Source organism: Carnobacterium sp. 17-4, assembly GCF_000195575.1.
GTDB lineage: Bacteria > Bacillota > Bacilli > Lactobacillales > Carnobacteriaceae > Carnobacterium_B.
Genome location: NC_015391.1, coordinates 1,538,645 through 1,551,755, shown reverse-complemented (window position 1 = coordinate 1,551,755; position 13,111 = coordinate 1,538,645). Strand labels below are relative to the sequence as shown.

The window sequence follows — 13,111 nt, the reverse complement described above, 5'->3', positions numbered from 1 at the left end:
GTTGAAGCAACAAGTCTTAATTCAATCAACTCAAAACAGAATACACGATTGAAATTGCCCAATTTAAGAGATATTGTCAAAATGAACTTGATCTGATGATACTCGTCTGGTGACGAGTATCTACGTCTTTTACAAGGATTTTTTATTCATAATAGGAACCATATGTGGCTCCGCAAATCTTATATTTTTTTACTAATATCTTTCGGATTCTTGCTATTGGAATAGTGGAACCGAGCCAGTCATACATAGTAGGAGTAGTTACTTTCGAATCAGGAAATAACAATTTGAAATCCTCTACTTGATGCAATGCTATTTCTTCGACTGATGTTCGATGACCGCACACTTTGCAGAAACTGGTCCGTTGGGTAATTGTTATATTAGGCGAGTTGCATTTGATACACCATAATCCTTTTTTGAGCTTATCATAAGTGTAATTCGGAAACTTCTGTTGAAAAGCGGATTCGTTCTGATACTCTTTCATTATTTTATCCGCAAGATAGTATTGTTTTTTCGACAATGGTAAGGCACTCTTATTCATTTGGGAAAAGTGTTCCCGAATTTGTGTGGGGAAAATAATTGGGCTATCGATTGGTGTGTTATAAAGTGTGAAAGTAGGGTTTACAAAAATCAGGGTAGAATCAAGTTTTTGGTTAACATTCCATTTACTCAACAGTTGCCGCATTTTGATAGAAGTCTCGTCCAATTTATTCAATGGGTTAACGATTTCTTTACCGGAAAATGTTGAAAAATGATGCGAGTTGAATTCAAAACTTCCTGCATAATTTTTCACCTCAAACAACAAGATTTTGGCACCTGTCAGAATCAATGTATCGACTTGAAATGTGCTGCCTTTTTCTGTAAACAGTAAATCATTTAGCACCAGTGAATCTAAGTCTAAAAATTCTTCCACTTGTGAATCAAACAAAAGCTCTCCTTCAAATCCTTTTTGCATATTTAACAAATGAAGTTTTTCCTCATCTGTAACTCTCATCCGTCTATTTAAAGCTTCTAAGGTGCGTAAATAATTCGATTTGTTTCGCTTCTTGACTACTATCATAATTTCCACCTCCTCTTAAATAAGATACGTAAAAATATAATATTTCTAACTATGAAGTTATAACAGCTACTTTTTAATAAATATAAGGTTAAATTGACATTTCGTTTTATTATTTCATTTTATTTATATTTATATTGAAATAAAATTCCGGTTAAGTTATACTCTATTGAAAGGGGATACATAATTATTTCAAGATGTTGATAAGGAGGATAGCAATAGGAGCATAAAAGGAAATAAGTTTGAAGTTAGTCATAAAGTATCCTTAACAAAAATTTAGTTTAATTCGATAGTAGGAGGAAAAAAGATGAAAGTTATTATGGTTTGTTCAGGTGGAATGTCAAGTGCAATAGTGGTTAAAGCAATCAAAGCGGAAGCTGCGAAGCAAGATTTTGATTTAGATATGATTGCAGTAGGTTCTGGAGCAGTAGAAGAAGAATTGAAAGATGGCGACTACAAACTGTTATTAGTAGCACCTCAAGTCAAACATCAATTTGGGACATTTGAAAAATACGCAAATGAAAACGGTGTACCGATTGAAAAGGTTGAACCGATGGGCTATACCCCTATTGGAGCACCTAAAACGTTAGAGTTGATTAAGAAATACCGTTAATTTTTTTACTTAAGATGTGCACTTGTTTATTATTATGGATCATTAAGGAGAGTAAATATGACGAATTTTTTAAATTGGCTTGAAACGAAATTCATGCCGCCTTTAGCTAAGCTTTCTGAGCAAAAACATTTAAAAGCCATCCGTGATGGAGTTATCTCGACATTATCTTTGATTATTATTGGGTGTTTCTTCTTAGTTATTGGAAATCCACCGATTGCCTCTTGGGCAGAAGCGATTGCACCATATGCTGCTCAAATTGCCATACCGTTTCGTATCACAACTGGGCTGATGTCTCTATATGCAGCTTACGGGATGGGTTATAGTTTATCGAAATCATATAAATTAGATGGAGTTACCGGTGGAGTTCTTTCGTTAGCAACCTTTTTAATGTTAACGGTTCCAGTGAATGTCGATGCATCTTTGCCTGAAGGAGAAGCAATTGGTTGGGTTCTTCCAATGGGAAATCTGGGCGGATCAGGAATGTTTTCAGCTATTTTAGCTATGATCTTTGCCGTTGAAGTACTGCGTTTATTTAAACAAAAGAACTTGATGATTAAAATGCCAGAACAAGTACCGGATTCAGTTGCCAGAAGTTTTGAAGCATTGATTCCTGGTACATTTGTCATTGTGTTTGTTTGGATCATCCGTATCTTACTTGGCTTTGACATAAATCAAATTTTGATCAATATCTTTACACCATTAAATAATATTTTAGGAAATAACCTGTTGGGCGTCTTATTACCAGTAGTCTTGATCACAATGTTATGGGCAGCTGGAGTTCACGGTGTGAGTGTAATTGGCTCAATCGTTCGTCCAATGTGGTTAGTAATGCTTGAAGCAAATGGGCAAGCTATGGTTAGTGGGACACCAAGCAACGAATTGCCATATATTGCACCCGAACAATTCTACCAATGGTTAGTATGGATTGGTGGATCAGGAGCAACGTTATCATTATGTGTTTTATTATTATTCACAAAATCAGCTTACCTAAAACAAGTTGGACGTTTTTCAATTATTCCTTCTATTTTTAATATTAATGAGCCATTGATATTTGGGACACCGATTGTTATGAATCCAATTTTAGCGATTCCATTTGTTGTGGCACCATCTGTGACAACAACAATCAGTTATTTTGCAGTGAAGTTCGGTATTATTAATGGATTCTCTGTGAATGCTCCTTGGACACTGCCAGCTCCAATTGGCGCGTTTTTATCAGCTGGAAACGATTGGAAAGCAGCGGCTTTAGTTTTGATTAATATGACGATTGCTGGATTGATCTACTATCCATTTGTTAAAGTTTATGATAAGAAAATGGTAGAAGAAGAGCACTCTGAAATGGAAGAGAAAAAAAATATGCAAGTTGATACTGCAGCGGTTTAAAATGTGAAAGAAAGGGCTGTTTAGTTAAGATACTAGTCAGTCCTTTCTTAGTTTGATAAAAGGAGGATCTCAATATGCGAATTGCACTCATTATTTTTCTAATTGTATTTGTATTAGCCGGTGTCAAATTAGTCGGATTTTTACAGAAAAAAAACATTTATATCAATCGGTGGATTTTTGGGTTTGCAGCTTTTTTAGTGGTCTTGATTCCAACCATTCTATTTCAAAATTTGCCAACAGCAGTGAATTATAGTTTGTATTTGTTGTCAGGATTATGCGCCATTATGTTTTTTGAAACAGGTCGCATCATGATTGAAAAGAACCAAGTAAAAGGTTTGATTCGTGCGAACCAGTTTCCGAAAAAGAAAAAGTAGGTAGAAGAATCGTTCAAACCATTCTTGAACAGAAGAGGGTGAAGATATGAAGTACGATTATCGTTTGATACGAGAAGATGAAATCAATCAAATCGTGAAAATTAGAGACTATTGTTTTCGTTATCAATACACCGGGAATTACCTAGAAGATTTTCTTCACTGGGCTAAAATCTGCAAGACGATTGGCGCTTTTGATGGAGAAAAATTAGCAGGACAAGTGATGGTATTTCCACTAAACATGACGATCCATCATCAACCGTTTGTTATGGGAGGAATATCATTTGTCGCTACTTATCCTGAGTACCGAAATGCAGGTGTCATGAAGCACTTATTGATAAGATGCTTAGAAGAAATGAGGAAACAAGGCCAATTGATATCGGTTTTGGGCCCTTTTTCAGTTTCTTTTTACCGTCATTTTGGCTGGGATTTATTCTTTGATAAAGTCCATTATACATTTCCAATTGATCTGTTTAACACGAAAAAAGGTGACATGGGTCACTTGGAACGCTTTAGCTATACTGAGAACCGTGAACAATTGGAACTCGTAAAAGAGCTGTACCATACGTATGCTCTTCAAACGAATGGGATGATGATCCGTAATGAAGACTGGTGGAAACGCTTGGAATTAAGGCAGCCAGATGCATCATTTGCTTTAAGTATTGCTGAAGATGGACAGCCTCAAGGGTATATCCGTTACATTATGAACGGCCAAACATTTGAAGTACTGGATCAAGTTGCGCTTAATCTAACAGCTGAACAAGCTTTATGGGAATTTATCAAAGTTCACCGTTCTAATTTCACTCAGGTAACGGGTACGGCAGCTGTTCATCAGTCCTTTGGTACTCAATGGGATGATCCGCAATTCAAAAAAGAAATAGTACACGACAAAATGATTCGTATTGTAGATGTTGAACGCTTTTTAGCCGTTTATCCATTTCAAGGATTGACCAAGCGATTGTATTTAAAAGTGAGGGATGCATTTGCTCCTTGGAATGAAGGGGTTTATAGGATTGATTCAAAAGAAGTGACCAGAGTGAGTGAGAAAGACGTTTCATTAGATGAGTGTTTAATGATGGACATATCGAGTTTGTCATCGTATTTAGTGGGCTACCACGCTCTTAAGTGGTACCAGTATCAAGGAAAAGCAAGTGGTTCGGAACATGTTTTAAAAGAATGGGACAAAGTAATTCCAAAAAATCAACCACAATTCTATGGCCATTTTTAAATTTAAAGAAATGAGGAAAGAATACATGAGAAAATTAGGCATTTCGGTTTATCCAAACCATAGTTCAGTATCAGAAATCAGAGACTATATTGATTTAGCAGCGGGTTACAACTTTAAACGGGTATTTACGTGTTTATTATCCGTAGAAGGCGACAAAGAAACGATCGTTCAAGAATTTACCGATGTGATTTCACATGCTAAAGAAAAAGGGATGGAAGTTATTGCAGATGTGAGTCCAAAAGTTTTTGGCGAACTAGGCATCAGTTACAATGACTTAACATTTTTTAAAGAAATTGGTGCGGACGGTATTCGTCTAGACATGGGCTTTACTGGAAATGAAGAATCAATTATGACATTTAATTCGCAAGAGTTGAAAATTGAATTGAATATTAGTAGTGGAACTAAATATTTAGATAATATCATGAGTTATCAAGCCAATGCGGATAACTTAATGGGGTGTCATAATTTTTACCCACACCGCTATACAGGATTAAATTACGATCATTTTATCGAAACCAGTAAGCAATACAAAGCACATGGGATAGTGACAGCTGCTTTTGTCAATTCACCTTCTGCACATATTGGACCATGGCCTGTCGACGAAGGGTTGTGCACGCTTGAAATGCATCGCGAGTGGCCAATTGAAGTTCAAGCCAAGCATTTATGGGCAACCGAAGTTATTGATGACGTGATCATTGCTAATGCATTTGCTAGTGAAGCAGAGCTGAAAGCCTTAAGTGAAATCAACCCTTATCAACTAACGCTTACGTGTGAATTAGAAGAGAGCATTCCTGAACTGGAAGAAAAAATCGTCGTAGAAGAATTCCATTTTAACCGCGGAGATGTATCGGATTATGTGGTTCGCTCAACTCAAAGCCGTGTGAAGTATAAAGGCCATGAATTTGCGGCATTCAACACACCGGATATGAAAAAAGGCGACATTATTATTGAGACATCATTATATGCTCATTATGCAGGTGAATTGCAAGTCGCCTTGCAGCCGATGAAAAATTCTGGCAAATCGAATGTTGTTGGACATGTTGTAGAAGAAGAACAGTTCTTATTGGACTATTTAAAACCTTGGCAGAAATTTCAATTTAAACTAAAATCAAACGATTAAAGGAGCAGAAAAAAATGGCAGATTTGGAAATGATTATTTTTGATATTATCGGACACGGAGGAAATGCTCGTGCATTGGCCTATGAAGCACTCGAAAAAGCTCGTGCGGGGGAATATGACGAATGCGACAAATTAATGGAAGAATGTAAAAATGAAATGAATTTGGCTCACAATACGCAAACAAAATTAGTTCAAGACGAAATTCGTGGTGAAGATATCAAAATCAGCTTATTGTTGATTCACGCGCAAGACCAATTGATGACGTCAATGGCAGAACAAACCTTAATCATGCAAATGATCGAAATGCAAAAAGAATTGAATGCGTTAAAAAACTAAACGAGGTGATAGAATGGCCTTTGCAGTCGGAATTATGTCAGGTACATCTCTAGATGGCGTTGACGCCGCATTAGTAGAGATTCATGGAACCAATACCGATACAACTGTTCAATTAGTGGAATTTACGACTTATCCATTAAGTACTGAAATAGTTGGAAAAATCAAAGAGGTTTTATCAATTGAAACCTCTTCAGTGGATAAAATTTGTAGTTTAAATGTTGAATTAGGGTATGTCTTTAGTGAAGCAGCTAAAGCAGTGTGTGAAAAAGCAGACTTCCCACTTGATCAAGTCGACTTTGTAGCTTCACATGGTCAAACGATTTATCATTTGCCAGTTCCAGGATCTCATCAATCAGCTTCTACTTTGCAAATTGGGGAGTCCGCTATTATAGCGGAAGAAACTAAAACAATGGTTGTATCCGATTTTAGAACACGAGACATGGCCGTAAACGGTCAAGGTGCTCCAATTGTGCCGTATTCTGAATTTATCTTATATCGAGACGCTGAACGGACGCGTTTATTGCAAAATATTGGCGGAATCGGAAATGTGACGGTTATTCCTAGTGGAGCGCAAATGGAAGAAGTCATTGCATTTGACACTGGTCCAGGCAATATGATCATTGATGAATTGTGCCAGCACTTTTACCAAGAAGCTTACGACAACAATGGTGAGCATGCTTCTAAAGGGATAGTAGACCAAGGAATGTTAAGCGAGATGATGGCTCATCCTTATATTGAAAGAAAACACCCTAAAACTACCGGAAGAGAAGATTTTGGAGCAGAGTATACAGCAAATCTCATTGGACAATGGCAAAATAAGGTAGCGCCAGATGACTTCATTGCAACAGCCACTCAATTTACAGTTCAGTCTATTGCAGCAAATATACGCCCATTTATCAATCAACAGACCGATCTTATTATTGGAGGTGGAGGAAGTTACAATCCTACTTTAGTTAAAATGATTAAAGAACAGTTGCCTGAAATAACGGTGCTTATCCAAGAAGAAGTAGGCTTTTCTTCTGAAGCTAAAGAAGCGATTGCAATGACTATATTAGCGAACCAGACCATTCATCATTTGCCAAGCAATGTTCCAAGTGCTACAGGCGCAACGAAACCTGTTATACTAGGAAAGATAACGTATTATCATTAGATTGCTTTCTCTTGAATATTCCTGTATCTTTTGATTATACGAGGTGAAACAACATGATTAGAAATAATATTCTAGGTCGAATTAAAAGTGTCCTTGATGATTTGCCTAATTCTGAAAGGAAAATTGGCGAGTACATACTTAAAAATCCTGAAGAGACCATTAAAATGACAACAGCACAATTGGGGATAGCCGCTGATTCAAATTCGACGGCTGTTATTCGGTTGTGCAATCGAATTGGCGTTAACGGATTTACAAAACTAAAAGTAAACTTATCTGCAGAAATCGTATCAGTGGATGAATCTGGTTATGCGGAAATAGAGGCAGAGGAAAAAAGCAGCACGATCAAAAGCAAACTATTAGCTAATGCCTTTAAATCAATGGACGAAACCATTTCATTGATGAATGAGTTTGATATTGAGCGAGTCGTTGAATTGATTGAAGCTGCTCCTATAATTTATGTGTATGGTGTTGGGAATTCACGGGTCATTGCTGAAAATATGGTGCAAAAGTGGAGTAAAGTAGGCAAAGTATTCATTTGCCCTACCGATAATCATCAATTGGTATCTATGCTAGGAGCAGCTCCAAAAAATGCTCTTTTTTTCGGCATCTCTAATTCAGGGGAGACAAGGGAAATTATCGAGCTGATCAAACTAGCCAAAAAAAATTCCATAAAAACTGTAGGATTGACTCAGTTCGGACAAAATAGCATAGCGAATAAAGCCGATTATACAATACAGACTGTCAAAACAATTGAAACAGATAATCAATTTATTTCGAGCGCGCTACATGCTCAAATGATTGCCATTGATGTCATTTTTTATACATTCCTGTCTAAAAACTATATAGCCGGTACTGAAAGAATCAAACAATCCCGTGAAGAGATGGATCAATATAAAAAGAGGTAGCAAGATTCATGATTTTATAAAATTTAGTTAGAGAGTACTTGAGAGTGATTCTTGGGTATTCTTTTTTATTTAATTAAAATTAGTTAACTTACAAAGTACAATTATTTACGAATTTGTCTTTTAAATAAGGTAAGCTATACTAATAAAGAAGACTTTATTTCGCTGTGTAATTATTAAATAGATGGAAATAGGAGAATAGTTATGAAAAAACGTGAATTTGTAGTGCAAGATATTTTAAGTAAAATTTATCAAGAACATTATTCAGATGGTAAGTTGCCTACACAAAGAAGTTTAGCTACTCAGTATGAAGTTTCACGATATACGATACAAGAAGCTATCAATAGCTTAAGCGATATTGGAGTGGTTAAAGTTATTCAAGGATCAGGAATTTTTATCCGCAAAGATGCTAAACAAAATCCTTTAATTTATAACTCGTTGACAAGAAATTCCTATAATAGAATTAGCTCAAAAATAGTTTTTTTGGAGAAACAACCTGCTTTAGAAGAGGATCGTCAGATTTTTGAATTAGATGATGAACAATATGTTTGGGTATTTCAGCGTATTCGTATAGTAAATTATAAAATAACACAAATTGAAACGTCGAAATTACCTGTTTCTCTCTTCCCCGATTTAACTTCTAGTATTGTTGAAGATTCTATTCAAAAGTATGTACAGCAATCAGGATATGACATTTCACATTATATAACGAGTTATACTCCTGTTTTAATCACTAAGAAACAAGCTGAATTATTGCTTTGCAAGAAAGGTACTCCAGCAATGAAAATCATTAACCGTGGTATTTTGAAGAGTGGACAAGTTTATGAATATAGTGAAGTAACAGCTATTGATTACTCATGTACGTATATTATTCCCTTTAATAAGGAAAGCCATCAGACTAGACAAAATGATTGACTGAAAAAGACCTTACCACATATTTTTGTATATGTAGTAAGGTCTTTTTTAGTTTTTGATTAAGGTGTAACGATTGTGCCATCAGGAGTACGACTTTGTGTCCATTCATGAGGACGGTACTCAATTGGATATTCTTCAGCTAATTCTTCATTGAAATCAACACCAATCCCAGGTTTATCAATAGGGTAAAAGTAGCCTTTTTCAGCTACTGGTACATGTGAAAAGAGGTTGGCTGTATTTTCAGGAACTACTATATTTTCTTGTACAGCAGCATTGTGAAGATGGATATTCAAGTGAGTATTTACAGCAATTCCAATGGGTGTAATATCAGATGGAGTGTGCCATGCCATCCGTATCCCCATAGCGTCACAAAAATGAGCTAATTTGATGGCAGGCGTTATTCCGCCTAATTGTGAGACATGTGCACGCATATAATCTATTTCACGGTTTTTGACTAAAGACTGCCATTCCATAGGGTTGTTAAATAATTCACCGGTAGCAATTGGCGTAGACGACTGAGAACGAATCTGTTTCAGCCATTCATTTTGATCAGGTGGCAATAAATCTTCTAAGAAAAATAAATTAAATTCTTCAGATTTCTTAGCAAATTGAACGGCTTGGTTAGGATAAAGACGTTCATGGACATCATGGAGCATTTGGAATGAGTTGCCATATTTATTTCGAATAGCAGCAAACATTTTCAAGGTTGTATCCATATATTGGTATTGATCGAAATAAGAACCTTCAGAAGTGTTTTTAGGTGTATTCAGTTCAGTAGCTGGACCACCATAGAAACCTAATTGACAGCGGATATATTGATAACCTTCAGCAAGGATACTGTCGATCTCTCCATAGAGATCCTCTAAATTATCTGCAACGGCATGAGTATAACTGGCAATAGCGTCTCTAGATTTTCCACCTAATAACTGATAAAGGGGCATATCGCATAATTTTCCTTTAATATCCCAAAGAGCCATATCCACTCCGGAAATGGCATTGTTAATTACTGGTCCGTTTCTCCAGTAAGAATTAACGGTCATCATTTGAAACAAATCTTCAATATTGTTAGCATCTTTACCAATTAATAATGGTTTTAAATACTCGTCAACCATACCTTTAACTGCTAATGGGCGTTGTTGGAAAGTTGCACAACCATAACCCGTGACCCCTCTATTTGTCTCTACTTTTACTACTACTAAATTATGGCGATCTGGTTTGATGGTATAACTTTTAATAGCTGTGATTATTGTTGGTTTCATGTCCAAACCTCGTTTCCTTTTTTTAAGACTACAGGTATATTGAAACATGTAATAGGAACGACTGTCAATTTGGTATGAAAAGATAGGTGTATATGAATAAAAACCAGTCCAATTTTAAATTTAAAACCAACAAACGTTGTTATATCAAAGCTTAAAGGGTGTTTTTCTGATTTTAGGACTGTTTTTATAATTTAGAATATTGTGCTATTATTCAAGTTGTAAACGGAAACAAAAACTAATCAAAGGAAAAGGGTGGGAAATCAAGTGAAAAAAGAAGAGGTTGCAAAACAAATTGTTCAACATGTTGGCGGCAAAGAAAATATAAACAATGTTTGGCATTGTATGACTCGTTTAAGATTCAATCTTAAGGATAAAGAAAAAATAAATTATAAAGAATTAGAAAAAATACCCGGTGTAGTTGGTACAAAATACCAAAGTGATCAATTGCAAATTGTTATTGGGACAAATGTAGTTGATTATTATGAAGTATTAGCTAAGGAATTAGGTATTGAGAATGAATCAGATAGTAACGATAGTCAAGGTAGTGAGAAAAAAGGACTAGTTTCTCTATTTATGGATACGGTTTCTGGCGTTTTTGGTCCAATTGTTCCTGCAATTGCTGGAGCTGGTATGATCAAAGGATTGATGGCTGGTCTAGTTGCTTTGAATGTTATTTCTAATGAAACACCGACTTTCCAAGTAATTGATATGTTAGCTAGTGGAGTATTCACGTTCTTACCATTTTTTGTAGCAGCTTCTGCAGCACGCATTTTTAAAACTAATCAATATTTAGCTATCGCAATTGCTGCAACATTACAATTTCCTACGATGACTGCAACTGCAGCCGCAGGAGAAATCTCAAACTTCATGCTTTTCGGTATCCTTCCTGTACCCGTATTTAATTATGCTGGAACGGTCATTCCTATTATTTTTGCAATTTTAGCATTGAGTTATATTTATCGGTGGGTTGACAAAGTCTTACCAGAAATCTTACGCACCGTATTTACGCCGACAATTTCATTATTTGTTGGAGGATTATTTGCTTTAACAGTAATAGGACCTATCGGAATCTATGCGGGTAATCTCCTTGCTGAAGGAGTAAGTTGGTTGTTTACCATTTCGCCAATTTTAGCGGGTGTGGTAGTTGGGTTGATCAGACCAATTGCGATCCTTACGGGATTACATCATGCTATGACGCCAATTGCGTTACAAAATTTTGCTAATCAAGGTTATGACATGTTAATGCCGATGATGTTTATGGCTAACATGGCTATAACTGGTGCAACGATTGCTTTATATAAAAAAGTCCAAACAAAGGAAGAAAAATCAATCATCATATCAGCTGCTTTTTCAGGTCTTTTAGGTATAACTGAACCTGCTTTATTCGGGGTTTTAACAAAATATAAAAAAGCGTTCCTTGCAGCAACAATTGGTAGTGCAGTTTCGTCAGCTTTCATAAGTTTCTTTGGAGTAAGAATTTATGGGTATATTCTATCTAGTATTTTCAGTCTACCGGCATATATTGGACAATATTTTATCTATGCCGTCTTAGGAATCGTCATTGCAATTGGAATTTCGTTTGCTATTACTAGTTTCTTAGTACCGAAGCAAGCAGTAGAGTACACCTCAAATGAAGTTCAATTGAATGCTGTTACTGATGGTATGTATGTACCTCTAGAAGATGTGAATGATGATGTGTTTTCTACGAAAATGATTGGCGATGGGTATGCTATGAAATCTACATCGGGAGACATTTACTCACCAGTTTCTGGTACAGTTCAAACTATTTTCCCAACAAAACACGCAATTGGTTTAGTAACAGGAAATGGTCTTGAAATTCTTGTTCATATGGGAATTGATACTGTTAGTTTAGGCGGAGAAGCATTTGATATCTTTGTGAAAGTAGGAGAATCCGTAACACCTAAGACAAAGATTGCTCATGTTAATCTAGAAAAAATTAAACAAGCACAAAAGGATGACACGATTATTGTTGTCGTAACCAATATGGATAAAGTTCAAAGTTTATCTGGTGAACAGAATCTTGAAGGAGAACATCTTGCAGGAAGTACTCTAGGAAATGCTATTTTATCTTAAAAATTAAAGGGTAAATACTATTTAAAGGGGTTTAAAGAATGAAAAAAGTGAATATTTTGCAAAGAATAGAAGAAGCGGGAGTCATAGCTGTTCTTAGAGGCGAGACGAAAGAAGAAGTTTTAAAAACGGGTCATGCGGTTATTAAAGGGGGAATAAAAAGCATAGAATTAACTTTTACTGTTCCAGAAGCCAATGAAATCATAAAAGAACTAGCCGTTCACTATAAAAATCAAGCTGAAGTTGTCATAGGAGCTGGAACGGTATTAGATGCAACAACAGCCCGCCTAGCTATTATGGCTGGTGCTCAATATATTGTCAGTCCAAGTTTTAATCCGGCTACTGCAGAAATGTGTAACCTTTACCAAATCCCTTACTTGCCAGGTTGTATGACAATCACTGAAATGGAAACAGCTCTTAAAAGCGGTGTTGATATTGTCAAATTATTCCCTGGAAGTGTCTATGGTCCCAGTGTGGTCAAGGCGTTTAAAGCACCTTTACCATATCTAAATATCATGCCTACTGGTGGAGTAAGCATAGATAATATGGCAGAATGGTTCAATGAAGGCGTAGTAGCTGTTGGAGTGGGTGGGAATTTATTGGAGCCAGTAAAAAATGGAGATTTTGATAAAGTAACGGAGTTAGCAAAGCAATATATGGATAAATACTATGAAATAAAAGGAAAAAAATAAT

The 13,111-nt window shown here is 36.0% G+C and carries 13 protein-coding genes; 11 read left to right on the top strand and 2 right to left on the bottom strand.

The genetic code is table 11. The features are described 5' to 3' along the window. Window positions 1-142: 142 nt before the first annotated feature. Window positions 143-1,057: a nuclease-related domain-containing protein gene (locus CAR_RS07535; protein ID WP_013711111.1), complete on the bottom strand. Its 915-nt coding sequence runs from the start codon at window positions 1,055-1,057 to the stop codon at window positions 143-145. 304 nt (window positions 1,058-1,361) lie between these two features. Between CAR_RS07535 and CAR_RS07530 the strand changes: the two genes are divergently transcribed. From CAR_RS07530 to CAR_RS07490, 9 genes are all read left to right on the top strand, one after another. Continuing rightward, a complete protein-coding gene (locus tag CAR_RS07530; protein WP_013711110.1) occupies window positions 1,362-1,667 on the top strand; it encodes a PTS sugar transporter subunit IIB in 306 nt (101 codons plus the stop codon). Window positions 1,668-1,724: 57 nt separating this feature from the next. After that, on the top strand, window positions 1,725-3,047 hold the full coding sequence (locus CAR_RS07525) for a PTS sugar transporter subunit IIC (RefSeq protein WP_013711109.1): 1,323 nt from the start codon (window positions 1,725-1,727) through the stop codon (window positions 3,045-3,047). 74 nt (window positions 3,048-3,121) lie between these two features. Beyond that, window positions 3,122-3,421 carry a hypothetical protein gene (locus CAR_RS07520; RefSeq protein ID WP_013711108.1) on the top strand — a complete coding sequence of 100 codons (300 nt, stop codon included), beginning with the start codon at window positions 3,122-3,124 and terminating at the stop codon, window positions 3,419-3,421. A gap of 46 nt (window positions 3,422-3,467) precedes the next feature. After that, on the top strand, window positions 3,468-4,646 hold the full coding sequence (locus CAR_RS07515) for a GNAT family N-acetyltransferase (protein ID WP_013711107.1): 1,179 nt from the start codon (window positions 3,468-3,470) through the stop codon (window positions 4,644-4,646). A gap of 25 nt (window positions 4,647-4,671) precedes the next feature. Next, a complete protein-coding gene (locus tag CAR_RS07510) occupies window positions 4,672-5,766 on the top strand; it encodes a DUF871 domain-containing protein (RefSeq protein WP_041556413.1) in 1,095 nt (364 codons plus the stop codon). Window positions 5,767-5,780: 14 nt separating this feature from the next. Continuing rightward, complete coding sequence (locus CAR_RS07505; protein WP_013711105.1) at window positions 5,781-6,101, top strand: PTS lactose/cellobiose transporter subunit IIA; 321 nt, start codon at window positions 5,781-5,783, stop codon at window positions 6,099-6,101. Between the two features lie 13 nt (window positions 6,102-6,114). Beyond that, window positions 6,115-7,251: an anhydro-N-acetylmuramic acid kinase AnmK gene (gene anmK, locus CAR_RS07500; RefSeq protein WP_013711104.1), complete on the top strand. Its 1,137-nt coding sequence runs from the start codon at window positions 6,115-6,117 to the stop codon at window positions 7,249-7,251. A gap of 53 nt (window positions 7,252-7,304) precedes the next feature. Beyond that, window positions 7,305-8,156 carry a MurR/RpiR family transcriptional regulator gene (locus CAR_RS07495; RefSeq protein WP_013711103.1) on the top strand — a complete coding sequence of 284 codons (852 nt, stop codon included), beginning with the start codon at window positions 7,305-7,307 and terminating at the stop codon, window positions 8,154-8,156. 201 nt (window positions 8,157-8,357) lie between these two features. Then, the gene (locus CAR_RS07490) at window positions 8,358-9,068 is read left to right on the top strand and encodes a GntR family transcriptional regulator (RefSeq protein WP_013711102.1); all 711 of its coding nucleotides are present in this window, start codon (window positions 8,358-8,360) and stop codon (window positions 9,066-9,068) included. 59 nt (window positions 9,069-9,127) lie between these two features. On the opposite strand, the gene CAR_RS07485 is transcribed toward CAR_RS07490, so the two are convergent. Continuing rightward, window positions 9,128-10,327 (bottom strand): enolase C-terminal domain-like protein, encoded by a 1,200-nt coding sequence (locus CAR_RS07485; protein ID WP_013711101.1) that lies wholly within the window; start codon window positions 10,325-10,327, stop codon window positions 9,128-9,130. Between the two features lie 264 nt (window positions 10,328-10,591). On the opposite strand from CAR_RS07485, the gene CAR_RS07480 reads away from it, so the two are divergent. After that, entirely contained in the window at window positions 10,592-12,421 is a 1,830-nt protein-coding gene (locus CAR_RS07480) for a glucose PTS transporter subunit IIA (protein WP_041556411.1), read from the top strand. A 38-nt stretch (window positions 12,422-12,459) separates the two neighbouring features. Beyond that, a complete protein-coding gene (locus CAR_RS07475; RefSeq protein ID WP_013711099.1) occupies window positions 12,460-13,110 on the top strand; it encodes a bifunctional 4-hydroxy-2-oxoglutarate aldolase/2-dehydro-3-deoxy-phosphogluconate aldolase in 651 nt (216 codons plus the stop codon). Window position 13,111 lies beyond the last annotated feature (1 nt).